The organism is Tenacibaculum sediminilitoris, from assembly GCF_964513795.1.
Lineage (GTDB): Bacteria > Bacteroidota > Bacteroidia > Flavobacteriales > Flavobacteriaceae > Polaribacter > Polaribacter sediminilitoris.
Genome location: NZ_CAZEQR010000050.1, coordinates 1 through 13,637 on the forward strand (window position 1 = coordinate 1; position 13,637 = coordinate 13,637).

Below are 13,637 nucleotides of genomic sequence, written 5' to 3' on the forward strand. Positions count from 1 at the left end.
AAAGTATTATACCAAAAGGACCAGAACATGTTTATGTAAGTGATATAACATACATTAAAAGTAGAGACAAAACACATTACTTGTCATTAGTTACAGATGCTTATAGTAGAAAAATAATGGGCTATAAACTTAGTGATGATATGGGAGCTGAAAATGTAGTGCAAGCTTTTAATATGGCAGTTAAGAATCGGAACAACAACAACAACAACGAATTAATACATCATTCTGATAGAGGATTACAATATTGTTCTTCTATTTATCAAAAGGCTTTGTTAAAAAATAATGTAAAACCATCAATGACTGATGGATATGATTGTTATCAAAACGCATTAGCCGAGCGTATTAATGGAATATTAAAACAAGAATTCTTAATTTATAAATGTAATAATGGAAAGGAACTTAAACAATTAATTAAAGAGTCTATAAATACATATAATAACAAAAGACCACATTTAAGTCTTAACATGAAAACACCTAACTTTGTACATAACAAAAAAACCAGAGAAGTTAACTTCTCTGGTTCAATATAATTTTTTAAATAACTGTCAACCTATTTTAGGACGACTCAACTGTTTTATTCTCTACACTAATTTCAGAACCTTCTAGTAAAAATATAGAGCTAGGTTTTTGACTCTGTAAAAAAGAAAAATGCTCTCCATAAGTAGCAGAAAAATCAACATCTATTATGTAATCTGTCACTGGATAATATCCCCAAGTTGGATGCTTCACTTCGTACTCAGTTGTTCCATTTTTATCCTTAGCATATCCCCAATAATGCTCTGCTATAAATTCAATTTCTGTATTCGGTTCAATAGCTACTAATTTTGGTAGGCTTTCAACTGATATTGAATTCCAATTCCTGTTTATTTTCCATTGATAAGACATTTTAAACTTATCATCTTTCTCTAGCCAACTATGTTTTATAGGTAATGTTTGGTAGTTTTCCTTATAAATTGTATTGGCTACAAATGTGATAGCTGGTTTAGGTACTATCTCTTTTATAAAGACTACCCCTCTTTTACCTTCTCTTTTCACATAAAACCGAAGATTAACTTCTTCAAAATTTACATGAAAAGGAATTTTCACCCCTAATAATTTAGTATTTAAAAACATGAAACCGACAACACTTATATAACATTTGTTTTCATAAAAGTCTAACTCAGTTCCTTTAGGTATATACTCTTTTAGTACTTCTGTATTTACCTCATAATTTATCATGACTAATTTTCGCCATTCTGCTTTTAAAAAACTCATATAATTTTATTTTTTAATTAAACCATATATTCCAAGTTACTGCACTTATATATACCCAAAAACATGTAAAAAAAACGTGAATAGCTGTTTCTAATTTTTTACCTCTCCACAACTTTGGGGAATACACAAATAATTGTATAAATAATCTGATAGACCAAAAAACTGCAAAACCAAGTATGATTTTTCTTCCCAGGTTTGTCTCTATCAATTCTTTACTTTCTAACACTAAAATACTTCCCATTAAAAACACTGTTAGTGCAATAAAAAAAGTATGAACCATCATCATTTGTTTATTCATTAGGCTAAGGTCCTTTAACTCATCTTTCCAATTAAAATATTTAGGAAAAACAACATGCATTAAAGCTAAAAGCATTAACAAATATCCAATAATCTTTAAATGAACTTCCATAGTAATTTTTATTTTTTATTAATTTTTTCAAGAACAAAAACCGACATAAATGGTGTGAATTTTATCTCTTCTTTTAGTTTAATGTTAGCTTTATCAAATACACTTTTCCAAGTTTTTTTTGAAAAGAAATGCATAAATCCTACTGAAAATGCTAAAAAATTAGGTAAATCTCTCAAATGCTCTACAACCAAAATCTTTCCTTGTTTTTTTAAAACTCTAGAACATTCATTAAAAAAAAGCTCTTTTTCATCATTAGACCTCACTTCATGAGCCGCCGAGAGTAAAAACAAAATATCAATAGATGAATCTTTTAATGGAATTTTACCTGTGCTAATCGATTTAGTGTCTGGATATACCCTACTCACTTTTCTTGCTCTTTTTATGGCCTGTTCAGTATGCCTTGTTTGATCGTAAAAATCAAAAACCTGCAAATTTGATGATTGAAACTTATTTTTTAAAATGAAACTAGTCTCATCAAAACCTGCGTTAATATTCACAAGGTTATTATTACCTTTTAAGTTGATATTATCTACCCACTTAAAATCATAGTATTTCGAAAAATCATATACATAAGCAGAGACTAGCAAGGGGGCTAACAATCCGTATATAATAATTACAACTAAAAACCACTTTAGGTAATCATTATAGCTAAATAAATAGTGCCCCAAAACAACCGTTAATAAAGCTATTAAGCCAATGTAATAAAAGTGCCTATTGAAACTAAGTATGTTTAATACTCCTTGAAACTTTCTTCTTCTTATTTCCATAATTCAATTTTCCCTTTTTTCCAATAATATGGAACGCTTTTAATAATAAATGAGTTAGCAACTCTCACATTTTTTAATCCAAGGTCTTTTATAAATGAGAAATTATAATCGACAATTTCAATAGGCTTTGGTTTCCAATTATTTCTTACTCCCTCAATAATTAATACTTCTTTTTTAGGTTTATTATACGTAAAAGTAAATGGTAAAGGCCCCGCAAAGTGCCTTGCTTCTTTCCAATCAGAAAAAGGCGAAAATTTCGGTAATGACACATCACTTCCTTTATCCTTAAACACTATTTTAAAATCTGATTTTTTTGAGCTAATACTTATTTTAATATCTAGATTAGTCTGCTCAATATCAGAAGTTGTGTAGTTATAATGAGTAAATAAATTGCCGGCTATCTCCATTCTTTTACTATTCGTTTCCGATTTTAAAATATACAGTCCTCTTAATTTTCTTCCTTTTGAATTGGTATATCTCACAAAAATGCGATAGCCAATTAAAAAGAAGTCACTCCCTAAAATTTTTGGAAATCCTTTTGGTCTCAAATTATTAGTTTGCACCATAGCTACTGCTAAAAAAGCCCACTGATTATTAAAGGTATCTAAGTCCAAACACTCAGGAATAAAGTCTTCTAAATGTTTCTTTGGTATTGCAAAAGTTGTAACAATTGAAGTTTCAAAAAATGCTTCAACAGCAAATGGATGATTTTTTAGTATCTCTTTCATGCTATAGTATTTTTAGGATTTAACTTAAATTCATTTACATAAACTATAAATACAAACAAAGCAGCAAAAACTATATTAAGCTTACCCCAGAGTAGTATGTCTGAAGTAATCATAAACTCAATTACATTCATTATTGAAACAATTACAATCTGTATTATTGCATTTAACTTTGACTTATAGTTTGATAGGATCCACACAACCATTGTTATTTCTAACATTCCTATGACAAGAGTTAATTCTCTTGAATAGTCATTACTTACAATTTCCCTTACTATTTGTTGATGCCTTGGAACTAGATTAAAAATTTTACAAAAGAGTCCATTAATCAACCAAACATTGGCTATTAAAAAAGTAAGTAGTATATGAATATATTTTTTATACATATTAAATTTTCAGAAATTTTTGAAAGTTTGTGAACAAATTTTTTTTACTTTTTTATCATTTTGGTAAAGTTAGATAACAACCAATGCTCATCAGCTTTAATTGCTTTCTCCAAAATACCATTAACTGTTTTAGTAACTGATGATAAATCATTCATTACTTTTTTAAAGGCTTCTGCTTCTTCTGAGTCTTCTTTCACATCTTCTTGTAACTCATCCAAAACTTTTAAAACTGGTTCAATTTCCCTTTTCTTACGCTCTTTTGTTACCTGCTTAAATAGCTCCCAGATATCCTTATCTGCCACAAAAAACTCTTTTCGTTCTCCAACTACAAACTCTTTACTTACAATTCCCCAATCAATCAAAGCACGAACATTCATGTTTACATTACCTCTAGAAATTTTTAAGGTTTCCATAATTTCATCAGCAGAAAGTGGTTTTGTTGAAACTAATAATAAGGCGTGCACTTGTGCCATCGTTTTGTTTATTCCCCAACTAGTGGCTAAACTACCCCAAGTATGAATATATTTTAATTTTGCGTCTTCTAATTTCATACCACAAACATACAACAATTTATTAAACTTTCAATAATTACTGAAAATAAAATATTTAAAAATTTATCTTTTCTCTTGTAATAATTTTACTTTTCAGAATACATATCAATAAAACATAGTTTTGAGTAACGATTTTTATATAACATCCATTTTACCACATGCTGGTATTATTATTAAAATATGTAGAGCTTATACGGACTCTCAAGAGGATTTTGAAGACTTTTATCAAGAGTCCTGTTTACAAATATGGAAAAGTAGAGATGCATTTCAGAACAAATCTAAATGGTCTACTTGGATTTATAGAATTACGCTAAATGTTTGTTTAACCTTAGCTAAAAGAAAGGCTAAAAAAGAATATTCTTTAGAAAAAACTCCCAATTTATCAGAGGATAATAGAGCTTTTCAAAACGAAGATTTAAACTTGTTATACGATGCTATTAAAAAATTATCTGAAGTCGACAGAGCGATAATTTTACTGCATTTAGAAGAAAATCCTTACAAAGAAATTGCTGCAATTATTGGAACTAGCGCTAACAATATTGCAGTACGCATTAACAGAATTAAAAAACAATTAAAAATATTATTAGATGGAAAAATCAATTGAAAAAAGATGGAATGAAGCTTTTATTAATGAACAATCATTAATAGCTCCAAAAATCAACAATATATACAACCAGAAATCTAAATCGGTTATTAATAAAATTAAAAGAACCTACGAGTTTGACAATAAAGGATTGCTACCTATGGCAGGAATTGTAGTTATTGGGGGAATTCTCTTATCTGAAACTATTATTGGTGCATACGGTGCTTTTTTAATCTTAAGTTTGTATTTCTTTAACTCGAGATTACTAAAAAGGTTTAACTCTATCGATGTAAAGTCCGATAATTTAACTTATTTAAAAAACTATAGAAACGTAATTAACTTAGTATCTAAAGCCACAAAAAAGTTATTTGTTTTTGCAATTCCATTAGCTATTGTATCAATTTTCGCTCTGGCTTATGCTGTTAAAGAAAAAAGCTTTCTATCTAACTATATTTCCAGTGACTCTTCATTCTTAGACATTATAGGAGTTGGACTCATTGTAGCAATTGTAACTGGAATTATTGGTTTCGTGGTATACAACATATCTACTCGAATTTTATATTATAGTCTTATATCAAAACTCGATGATATTATTAAAGAAATGGAAGAATTAAAAACCTCTTAATTAATCATAAACCAGAATTATTCTTTTATAATTCTGGTTTATTTTTTGTCTTAGTTCGTTTGCGAAGTTTAAAGATTCTATCATCGTAATAGGCCTTCAATTCCTCTACAAATGACATAGGGTTTTTGTACGTTGTTAAAACTTTGTAAGTATAACTATCTAACAAATCAGTTAGTTGTTTTTCTAAACGCTCAATCTCATTTTTTAAATAAGTAGCATTACTAGTTGTTTTTTTTACTAATGAAATGTCTTTATTAAAATTCATCATCGTATTACCTCCAAAGATATGTGCATGAAAAGCTTCTAGTTCTTCCAAACTTCCATTTTGATATATTTCAATCAGTTTTGTTGTCGTTTCCAATGCTTTTTGTTGCTCTTTTTCTTGCATTGAAAATTTATCAGGATGCACATACAACATTGCCTCTTTATATAATCTTTTCTTCTCTTTTTGATTTGTTTTTTCTGCTACTTCTTTTTTTGAAATGGGTACAATACCTATAGGTTCTTTGTAATTTTTGCCTTTTCGTTTTTGCACCAATCGTTTTTCTTTCTTAGCTTTTTTTTGTTGCTTATATAAAATGGTTAGCTCTCTTTCTTCTATTAATAAATCGGAAATTGCATTCCGTAACGACTGTTCAAAAGGGAATAATTTAGATTCTATTGCTGCAATTTCAGACTCCACCTTTTTAATTCTCTCTTGTAATTTAGAACCTGTATCTGACTTATCTTTTATAGGGAAATTTTCTTTACTCATTATAATCTTTTTTATCTTTTCCTTTGCAAAATAGTCAATCCTACTCTTATTTTTTCATACGATACTTTCTCTCCTAAAAACTCAAAATAGGGTTTTAAAGTTGTTTCATTTTTCAATACTTTTTTTGCATTTGCTACCAAAGCTAACGTATCTGCTTCTATAAATTCATCTAAACTCACATCTTTTCCTTCTAAATACAATTTAGATAAATGAGAAAAAATAGTGGTAGGTTTTAATCCTCGGTTTTCAGCTATCTCTTCAACTGTAAAACCTTCTTTGTATAGCTTAAAAGTCTCTAAAGTAGTGTCTTTTTTAGTTCGCTTCTTCTCGTTTAAAAAAGTTTTAATCTCTTCCATAAACTCAGCTCCATATACTTCTAACTTTCTTTGACCTACTCCGCTAATAGCTAAAAATGCTTCATCTGTCTGAGGTCTTTCATTTTCTATTTCTTTAAGTGTGGCATCGTTAAAAACCAAATAAGCTGCAATATCTTCTTCTTGAGCAATTCGATAGCGTAGTTTTCGTAAGCGTTCGAATAGTGTATCTTTAACCGCTTTTTTCTTTTTCTCTTTTGTTATAGTTTTTACTTCCTTTTGAAATTCAACAGGTGTAGTTAATTGTACTTTTTCTCCTTCAAAAAGCACTTTACTAGAAAAATCTGTGAGTTGTAAACTATTGTTTAAATGAAAGGCTATTTGACAATACCCCTGATTGGTTAACTGAACTAGATAATGTTGCCAATCTCTCCAAGAAATATCTTTTCCAACTCCATACGTTTTTAACGTTTGATAATTCTTATCTAATACGGCGGCATTTTTCGCGCCTCTTAGCACGTCAATTACCATACCCATAGCTTCTTTTTCTTGCAATCGATAAATCGCAGATAGTCCTTTCTGAGCTATAACAGTTCCATCAAAAAACTGAGGAGGATTCTTACATACATCACAGTTTCCACAATTCTCTTCTATCAATTCTCCAAAGTAACTCAATAATATTTTCCTACGACAAACCGTGGCTTCAGCGAATTGCTTCATCCTTTCTAATTTTGCCTCCTGTACTTCTTTATTTCCTGTATTTTCAATAAACTGACGTAATTGAATAACATCTGCATAACTGTGAAATAATAATGCATTTGCTGGTAATCCGTCACGACCTGAACGTCCAATTTCTTGATAATACCCTTCAATGTTTTTAGGCATATTATAATGAATCACCCATCGAACATTAGATTTATCGATTCCCATTCCGAAAGCAATGGTTGCACAAATTATCTCACAATCATCTTTGATGAATGCTTCTTGCGTTTTTGCTCTCTCTTCAAAAGGCAATCCTGCATGGTAAGCTTTGGCGTTAATGTTGTTTTGTTGTAGCTTTTTCGTTAATTGCTCAGTAGCTTTTCTACTCAAACAATAAATTATTCCAGCTTCATTTGGTCTTCTTTGAATAAATTTTATGATTTGTTGTACTCTATCATTCGCTGGACGTACCTCTAATGCTATATTTTCTCTATTAAAAGAACTTATAAATTGAGCTGCATTTGGAACGGATAGTTGTTCTAAAATATCTTGCTGTGTTGCTTTATCTGCCGTAGCTGTTAATGCTACTATTGGGGTTTCTGGTAACGACTGTTTAAGGAATGCTAATTGTTTGTAAGAAGGACGAAAATCATGTCCCCATGCAGAAATACAATGTGCTTCATCAACAGCTATACAGCTTATATAAGATTGATTTAATACATTGTGAAGCAATGATAAGCTTTCAGGTGCAACATATAATAGTTTTATATTTTTAGAAGCTATTGCTTCAAATACTTGTTGCTGTTCTTCTACTGATTGGCTACTATTAAAATAGGTTGCAGAAATACCATTAGCCTTTAAACTATCTACTTGGTCTTTCATCAAAGCTATTAATGGAGAAATGACTAAAGTAACTCCTTCAAAAAACAAGGCTGGTAGTTGATAACAAATAGATTTCCCTCCCCCTGTTGGCATAATAACCAACGTGTCTTTTTTTGCTAAGATATTTTCAATAATAGTTTGTTGTTCTAAACGGAAGCTATCGTATCCAAAATTTACCTTTAATTTTTCTAACAATTCTTGTTCTGTAATCTGCATCATTTGGCAAAAATAAGGATAAAAAAAATCTAAAAGAGACCTTTTATAAGTTGACTACATATCACTTTTAGTTAAAAAAAATTAAATATCCTACTAAAAATAAGGAGTTTAATATTTTTTTTTATATTGGGAATATAAAATAGATTTCATGAAAAAAATTATATTCTTATTTGTTGCTTTACTAGCCTTTAATTTATCTGCTGATTCTCAAACGAAAAAATTAACCATTCAAGTTACCGATGAAAATAACACACCTGTAGCTGGTGCAATTATACTTTTAGATAATGTTAGACAAAAGAGGTGGACTAATGCGAAAGGTGAATACAAAATAAAACTGGAAAAAAAACCTAAGCAAGTTAGTGCATATTCACCTAAAATAGGTATCATTAAGGTAGCATACAACGGTGAAAAAAAACTTATCTTGAAAATAAAGGAAGGAAATGACCATTATATTTCCGGTGATACAAGAAGTAAAAACATCAACCCTATTCAGTACAGAGATATTTACGATTATCTCAGAGGCCAAGTAGCAGGGGTTAATATAACGGGGTCTAATAACATCAATATCAGAGGTTATAATAGCATTAATGGAAGCACTACACCTTTATTTATTTTAAATAATACTGCAGTTAATAAAACAATTTTTAGCAATATAGTTCCTACTACAATCAAATCTATAAGAGTTCTTAAAGGACCTGAGACCGCAACCTATGGATCAAGGGGGGCTAACGGAGTTATTATAGTTCAAACACGTTAAAGTAAAAAAACGAGTTTAAAACTCGTTTTTTTTATATTTTATTTATTTCTACTTAGAAACATAGTTAGCTTTTATAAAACTTACAAAATCACGAATTCCTTCAACCCCTTTTTTTCCTAACTCTTTAATGAATGCGGATCCAATAATAGCTCCATTTGCATATTCGCAAGCTGTTGTAAATGTTTTATTATCTGAAATACCAAAACCTATAATAAGCTTACTTTGTAATTTCATAGCTTTAATCCTTTTAAAGTAATTAATTTGTACTGATGAAACCTCCCCTTTTGCTCCTGTAATAGATGCCGAAGCAACAACGTAAATAAAAGCTTTTGTTAAAGAATCAATTTTACGAATACGCTCTTCAGAAGTATGTGGTGTAATTAAAAACACATTCGTAATTCCATGATTTTCGAATAATTGTTGATAGTGATTTTCATATTCAACCATTGGTAAATCTGGAATAATAATAGTGTCTATTCCACATTCTTTTACTTTTTTACAAAATTTATCTTCTCCATATTTGATAATCTGATTCAAATACCCCATCAACACTAAAGGTGTGGTATTAGATTCTTTAATTGATTCTAACTGTTGAAAAACCACATCGAGATTCATGCCATTTTTCAATGCTGTATCACTACTATGTTGAATAGTTGGCCCGTCAGCTAACGGATCTGAATACGGTAAACCTACCTCTATAAAATCTACTCCATTATCACTTAACTCGGTAATAATTTTTGTTGTATTTTCTAATTGAGGAAAACCTGCTGTAAAGAAAATAGATAGTAAATTATTTTCTTTTTGTTTAAATATATGTTGAATTGAATTCATCGTTTTTATATATCGTTTAATGTAATTAGCGAAAGGTTGTTACCCACTTTCGTTCAGAATCACAGATTACTTCAAATATTTAATGTATGTTTCTAGATCTTTATCACCTCTCCCTGATAAATTCACCACAACTACTTGGTCTTTCTGTAAATCCATTTTAGGTAATACAGCCAATGCGTGAGCACTTTCTAATGCTGGAATGATTCCTTCTATTTTTGTTAACTCATACGCAGCCTCTAATGCTTCTTTATCTGTAGCATTCATAAATTTTGCGCGTTTTGTTTCATGCAAATATGCATGTAGAGGTCCAACACCGGGGTAGTCTAATCCTGCGGAAATTGAATAAGGTTCTACAATTTGCCCATAATCATCTTGCATTAAAATCGTTTTACTTCCATGAATTACCCCTACTTCTCCTAATTGTGACGTTGCTGCACTTTCTCCTGAGTTTACCCCTAACCCTGCTGCTTCTACAGCAATTAATTCTACTTCTTCATCGTCTAAATAATGATAAAAAGCTCCTGCAGCATTACTTCCACCACCTACACAGGCTATAATAGTATTAGGATTTTCTTTTCCTGTTTGTTCTTTTAGTTGTACTTTCATTTCTTCTGAAATTACTGCTTGCAAACGCGTTACCATATCTGGATATGGATGTGGTCCAACTACTGAACCTATTAAGTAATACGTATCTGGATGCTGAATCCAATAACGAATTGCTTCGTTTGTAGCATCTTTGAGCGTTTTACTTCCACTTGTCGCTGGTACTACCTTTGCTCCCAACATTTTCATGCGAGCTACATTAGGTGCCTGACGTTTGATATCAGTTTCTCCCATAAAAACAACACATTCTAGTCCCATTAATGCACAAACTGTTGCTGTTGCCACTCCATGTTGACCTGCTCCTGTTTCCGCTATAATTTTAGTTTTACCTAGTTGCTTTGCTATTAAAATTTGACCAATTGTATTATTCACTTTGTGAGCTCCTGTATGATTTAGATCTTCCCGTTTTAAATAAATAGTCGCTCCATATTTTTCTGATAATCTCTTAGCTAAATACAATGGACTTGGGCGTCCAACATAATGCTTTAGTAAATCTTTGTATTCTTCTTGAAAAAACTCAGATTCAATTATTTGTATGTAATTATCTTCTAGTTCTTTTACGTTTGGATATAACAATTCAGGAATAAATGCTCCTCCAAATTGTCCGTAATAACCGTTATTGTCTGGTTGAAATTTCATATAACTAACTTTATGGCTATCTGCCTTAAACTTTTTTAATTTTTCTGCTGATTTTACTCCTGATTTTGTTTCAAACTTGCTATTTACATCAATAGCATAGCAGTGTTCTGCTTCTTTTCTTTTAAAGAATGACTGTAGTTCGTTTACTTCCTCTAAACCTATTCCACCACTTAAAAAGAAAGGTTTTGTTAATTTATAGTTTTGTAAAACTTGCCAATCGAATACAACTCCATTTCCTCCTCGCTCTTTTCCTTTAGTATCAAATAAAAAATAATCAACTATCTCTTCATAGGGTTTTAAAAGCTCAAAATTAAACTCATTTTTAATTCCAAATACTTTTATGATTTCTACTTTTGGTAAATATTTTTTCAGTTGTTTTATATAATCAACTGTTTCATCACCATGTAACTGAACCGCTTCTAATTGATACTCTTCTAGTAATGAAACTACAATTTCTATATACTCATTAACAAAAACACCTACTTTTTTGATTTTTTTTGGTAACTTCGGAATCACTCCTTCAAAATTTCTTGGCGATTTCTCGTAGAAAATAAACCCTAAATAATCAGGTTGTAATTCAGCTACTTGCTGAATATTTTCTACATATTTCATTCCACATACTTTTAGTTTCATTTTATATGGTATTGAGAGGTGAGAAATGAGAAACTGGCTCAATGCTCAAATCTAAATTCTTACTCCTATCTTATTTGCTCAATAAACTCTTTACAGGCCTTTCCTGGGTTTTCTGTTTTCATAAAATTTTCACCTATTAAAAAACCATGAAAACCATGTTCTTTTAATCCTGTAATAATTCTAGGGTCTGAAATTCCGCTTTCTGAAACTTTTACAACCGTATCTGGAATTTGACTTGCCAGCTTTATTGAATGCTCTAAATCAACTTCAAACGTTTTTAAGTTTCGATTGTTAATTCCTATAATCTTGTTATCTAAATCTCCTATTTTATCTAAATCTTCTTGAGTATGTATTTCATACAAAACCTCTAAGCCTAAATCGGTTGCTAACCGCCCGTAATTTTTCAACTCCTCTGCTGTCAAACAAGTAGCTATTAACAATATAACATCTGCACCAATTGCTTTTGCTTCTACAATTTGAAATCCATCAACAACAAAGTCTTTTCTTAAAATAGGTGTTTGTTGATTTATAACTCTTGCTTCCATCAAATCTGCCATGGTTCCTCCAAAAAAAGAAGTATCTGTTAAGATAGACTGTGCAGCTACGTTTGCATCTAAATATCCATTGGTTACTTCGGCAATTGTTGCTTTGTCGTTGATGATTCCTTTGGAAGGTGATTGTCGTTTAAACTCAGCTATAATTCCTGTTGAATACGGATCTAATAATGATTTTTTTAATGAAATTGGTTGTCTTTTAAAATTTGGACTCTCTACCAGTTTTTTAACAGCAACCTCAGCTTTTATTTTTGCTACTTCTTGTTTTTTAAAGGCTATTATTTTATCTAAAATAGTCATCTTGTATTATTTTTGTTATTGCGAACAAAGTGAAGCAATCTAAATTATCTTCTTTACTGAAAGATTCCTTCACTACCACTTCGACTACGCTCAGTGTCCGTTCGGAATGACGGTTTTATATTTTAATTTACTAATTTTTTTAACGATTGTTTTGCTTTTAACCCTAACAAAGAGTCTTTCGCTTCTTCAAAAGCAGTTTCAAAACTCTTCTGTTTATCAAAGGTTTTTAAGGCAAATGCAGCATTTGTTAATACTACATTATTTTGTGCTTCTGTTCCTTTTCCATTAATAATATTCACAAATATTTCAGCAGCTTCATTAACTGTATTTCCTCCAAAAATAGCAGAAGGAGTAATTTGCTTTTGTCCTAAATCAGATGGAGAAACTTGTTGCTCTGCTTCTTTAGTAAATAATTTAAAATCTCCTGTTAAGGAGATTTCATCATACCCATCAAGCGTATGCACTACTCCATACTTTATATTAGATTGCTGTAAGATATAATTATATACTCTAGCAACTTCTAAATTAAATACACCTACCAGTTGATTTTGTGGTTGACTAGGGTTTACCAACGGGCCTAACATATTAAAAAATGTTTTTACTCCTAGTTCTCTACGGATTGGCGCTACGACCTTCATTGCTGGATGAAATAATGGTGCATGTAAAAAACAAATATTCGCTTTTCCTAACTGACGTTTTAAAATAGTTTCATCATTCGTAAAGTTATACCCTAAAAACTCTAACATATTAGATGACCCTGATGCTGAAGACACCCCATAATTTCCATGCTTAGCAACTTTATGTCCTGTTCCAGCAACAATAAATGAGGTCAATGTTGAAATATTAAACGTGTTTTTTCCGTCTCCTCCTGTTCCACATAAATCAATAGTATTAAAGTCAGATAAATCCACTTTTATAGCCAGTTCCAATAAAGCCTCTCTAAACCCTGACAATTCATCTACCGAAACTGGACGCATTAAAAACACGGTTATAAATGCAGCTATTTGTGAAGCATTATATTTTTCTTGCGCAATGTTTATCAAAACTTCTTTTGATTGTTCTTTGGTTAATCGCTTTTGTTCAAAAAGGGTGTTTAGTATTTTTTTCATTTCTCTTTTATTTTTCTATCAAATAAGACAGTCTCTTGATAAC

General features: G+C 30.5%; 16 protein-coding genes. 4 read left to right on the plus strand and 12 right to left on the minus strand.

The window, feature by feature from the left end; translation table 11 throughout:
• On the plus strand, positions 1 to 530 hold a 530-nt coding region (locus tag ACKTSW_RS12925; protein ID WP_408025666.1), incomplete at its 5' end, for an IS3 family transposase.
• A 25-nt stretch (positions 531 to 555) separates the two neighbouring features.
• Here the strand turns inward: ACKTSW_RS12925 and ACKTSW_RS12930 are convergent.
• From ACKTSW_RS12930 to ACKTSW_RS12955, 6 genes are read right to left on the minus strand one after another with little or no spacing between them, the layout of a single operon-like run.
• On the minus strand, positions 556 to 1,254 hold the full coding sequence (locus ACKTSW_RS12930) for a YqjF family protein (protein WP_408025667.1): 699 nt from the start codon (positions 1,252 to 1,254) through the stop codon (positions 556 to 558).
• A 13-nt stretch (positions 1,255 to 1,267) separates the two neighbouring features.
• Positions 1,268 to 1,663: a hypothetical protein gene (locus tag ACKTSW_RS12935; protein ID WP_408025668.1), complete on the minus strand. Its 396-nt coding sequence runs from the start codon at positions 1,661 to 1,663 to the stop codon at positions 1,268 to 1,270.
• Positions 1,664 to 1,671: 8 nt separating this feature from the next.
• Positions 1,672 to 2,430, minus strand: a complete 759-nt coding sequence (locus ACKTSW_RS12940) for a methyltransferase domain-containing protein (RefSeq protein ID WP_408025669.1) — start codon at positions 2,428 to 2,430, stop codon at positions 1,672 to 1,674.
• Complete coding sequence (locus tag ACKTSW_RS12945; RefSeq protein WP_408025670.1) at positions 2,421 to 3,158, minus strand: DUF2071 domain-containing protein; 738 nt, start codon at positions 3,156 to 3,158, stop codon at positions 2,421 to 2,423. Before ACKTSW_RS12945 ends, ACKTSW_RS12940 begins: the two co-directional genes overlap by 10 nt.
• The gene (locus ACKTSW_RS12950; RefSeq protein WP_408025671.1) at positions 3,155 to 3,541 is read right to left on the minus strand and encodes a DoxX-like family protein; all 387 of its coding nucleotides are present in this window, start codon (positions 3,539 to 3,541) and stop codon (positions 3,155 to 3,157) included. The genes ACKTSW_RS12945 and ACKTSW_RS12950 overlap by 4 nt, the downstream gene beginning before the upstream one ends.
• A 44-nt stretch (positions 3,542 to 3,585) precedes the next feature.
• Positions 3,586 to 4,092: a GbsR/MarR family transcriptional regulator gene (locus ACKTSW_RS12955; protein WP_408025672.1), complete on the minus strand. Its 507-nt coding sequence runs from the start codon at positions 4,090 to 4,092 to the stop codon at positions 3,586 to 3,588.
• 121 nt (positions 4,093 to 4,213) lie between these two features.
• Between ACKTSW_RS12955 and ACKTSW_RS12960 the strand changes: the two genes are divergently transcribed.
• Together ACKTSW_RS12960 and ACKTSW_RS12965 are read left to right on the plus strand one after the other, a co-directional pair.
• Positions 4,214 to 4,696: an RNA polymerase sigma factor gene (locus tag ACKTSW_RS12960; RefSeq protein WP_408025673.1), complete on the plus strand. Its 483-nt coding sequence runs from the start codon at positions 4,214 to 4,216 to the stop codon at positions 4,694 to 4,696.
• The gene (locus ACKTSW_RS12965) at positions 4,680 to 5,300 is read left to right on the plus strand and encodes a hypothetical protein (RefSeq protein ID WP_408025674.1); all 621 of its coding nucleotides are present in this window, start codon (positions 4,680 to 4,682) and stop codon (positions 5,298 to 5,300) included. The genes ACKTSW_RS12960 and ACKTSW_RS12965 overlap by 17 nt, the downstream gene beginning before the upstream one ends.
• Positions 5,301 to 5,325: 25 nt before the next feature.
• Here ACKTSW_RS12965 and ACKTSW_RS12970 read toward each other — a convergent pair whose 3' ends face one another.
• Entirely contained in the window at positions 5,326 to 6,054 is a 729-nt protein-coding gene (locus tag ACKTSW_RS12970; RefSeq protein ID WP_408025675.1) for a hypothetical protein, read from the minus strand.
• A gap of 11 nt (positions 6,055 to 6,065) precedes the next feature.
• Positions 6,066 to 8,171, minus strand: coding sequence for a DNA helicase RecQ (recQ, locus tag ACKTSW_RS12975; RefSeq protein WP_408025676.1), 2,106 nt, complete (start codon positions 8,169 to 8,171; stop codon positions 6,066 to 6,068).
• Between the two features lie 145 nt (positions 8,172 to 8,316).
• Between recQ and ACKTSW_RS12980 the strand changes: the two genes are divergently transcribed.
• The gene (locus tag ACKTSW_RS12980) at positions 8,317 to 8,925 is read left to right on the plus strand and encodes a TonB-dependent receptor plug domain-containing protein (protein WP_408025677.1); all 609 of its coding nucleotides are present in this window, start codon (positions 8,317 to 8,319) and stop codon (positions 8,923 to 8,925) included.
• A gap of 48 nt (positions 8,926 to 8,973) precedes the next feature.
• On the opposite strand, the gene trpA is transcribed toward ACKTSW_RS12980, so the two are convergent.
• The 4 genes from trpA to trpD form a co-directional block, all read right to left on the minus strand.
• Positions 8,974 to 9,756 (minus strand): tryptophan synthase subunit alpha, encoded by a 783-nt coding sequence (gene trpA, locus ACKTSW_RS12985; RefSeq protein WP_408025678.1) that lies wholly within the window; start codon positions 9,754 to 9,756, stop codon positions 8,974 to 8,976.
• A gap of 66 nt (positions 9,757 to 9,822) precedes the next feature.
• A complete protein-coding gene (gene trpB / locus ACKTSW_RS12990; RefSeq protein ID WP_408025679.1) occupies positions 9,823 to 11,631 on the minus strand; it encodes a tryptophan synthase subunit beta in 1,809 nt (602 codons plus the stop codon).
• Positions 11,632 to 11,696: 65 nt separating this feature from the next.
• Positions 11,697 to 12,485: an indole-3-glycerol phosphate synthase TrpC gene (gene trpC / locus ACKTSW_RS12995; protein WP_408025680.1), complete on the minus strand. Its 789-nt coding sequence runs from the start codon at positions 12,483 to 12,485 to the stop codon at positions 11,697 to 11,699.
• 122 nt (positions 12,486 to 12,607) lie between these two features.
• Positions 12,608 to 13,594: an anthranilate phosphoribosyltransferase gene (gene trpD / locus ACKTSW_RS13000; RefSeq protein ID WP_408025681.1), complete on the minus strand. Its 987-nt coding sequence runs from the start codon at positions 13,592 to 13,594 to the stop codon at positions 12,608 to 12,610.
• Between the last annotated feature and the right edge of the window lie 43 nt (positions 13,595 to 13,637).

Excerpts from the sequence above, each read along its gene's own strand:
- ACKTSW_RS12930 (WP_408025667.1), bottom strand. The coding sequence starts at position 1,254 with ATGAGTTTTTTAAAAGCAGAATGGCGAAAATTAGTCATGATAAATTAT.
- ACKTSW_RS12935 (WP_408025668.1), bottom strand. The coding sequence starts at position 1,663 with ATGGAAGTTCATTTAAAGATTATTGGATATTTGTTAATGCTTTTAGCT.
- ACKTSW_RS12940 (WP_408025669.1), bottom strand. The coding sequence starts at position 2,430 with ATGGAAATAAGAAGAAGAAAGTTTCAAGGAGTATTAAACATACTTAGT.
- ACKTSW_RS12945 (WP_408025670.1), bottom strand. The coding sequence starts at position 3,158 with ATGAAAGAGATACTAAAAAATCATCCATTTGCTGTTGAAGCATTTTTT.
- ACKTSW_RS12950 (WP_408025671.1), bottom strand. The coding sequence starts at position 3,541 with ATGTATAAAAAATATATTCATATACTACTTACTTTTTTAATAGCCAAT.
- ACKTSW_RS12955 (WP_408025672.1), bottom strand. The coding sequence starts at position 4,092 with ATGAAATTAGAAGACGCAAAATTAAAATATATTCATACTTGGGGTAGT.
- ACKTSW_RS12965 (WP_408025674.1), top strand. The coding sequence starts at position 4,680 with ATGGAAAAATCAATTGAAAAAAGATGGAATGAAGCTTTTATTAATGAA.
- ACKTSW_RS12970 (WP_408025675.1), bottom strand. The coding sequence starts at position 6,054 with ATGAGTAAAGAAAATTTCCCTATAAAAGATAAGTCAGATACAGGTTCT.
- recQ (WP_408025676.1), bottom strand. The coding sequence starts at position 8,171 with ATGATGCAGATTACAGAACAAGAATTGTTAGAAAAATTAAAGGTAAAT.
- ACKTSW_RS12980 (WP_408025677.1), top strand. The coding sequence starts at position 8,317 with ATGAAAAAAATTATATTCTTATTTGTTGCTTTACTAGCCTTTAATTTA.
- trpA (WP_408025678.1), bottom strand. The coding sequence starts at position 9,756 with ATGAATTCAATTCAACATATATTTAAACAAAAAGAAAATAATTTACTA.
- trpB (WP_408025679.1), bottom strand. The coding sequence starts at position 11,631 with ATGAAACTAAAAGTATGTGGAATGAAATATGTAGAAAATATTCAGCAA.
- trpC (WP_408025680.1), bottom strand. The coding sequence starts at position 12,485 with ATGACTATTTTAGATAAAATAATAGCCTTTAAAAAACAAGAAGTAGCA.
- trpD (WP_408025681.1), bottom strand. The coding sequence starts at position 13,594 with ATGAAAAAAATACTAAACACCCTTTTTGAACAAAAGCGATTAACCAAA.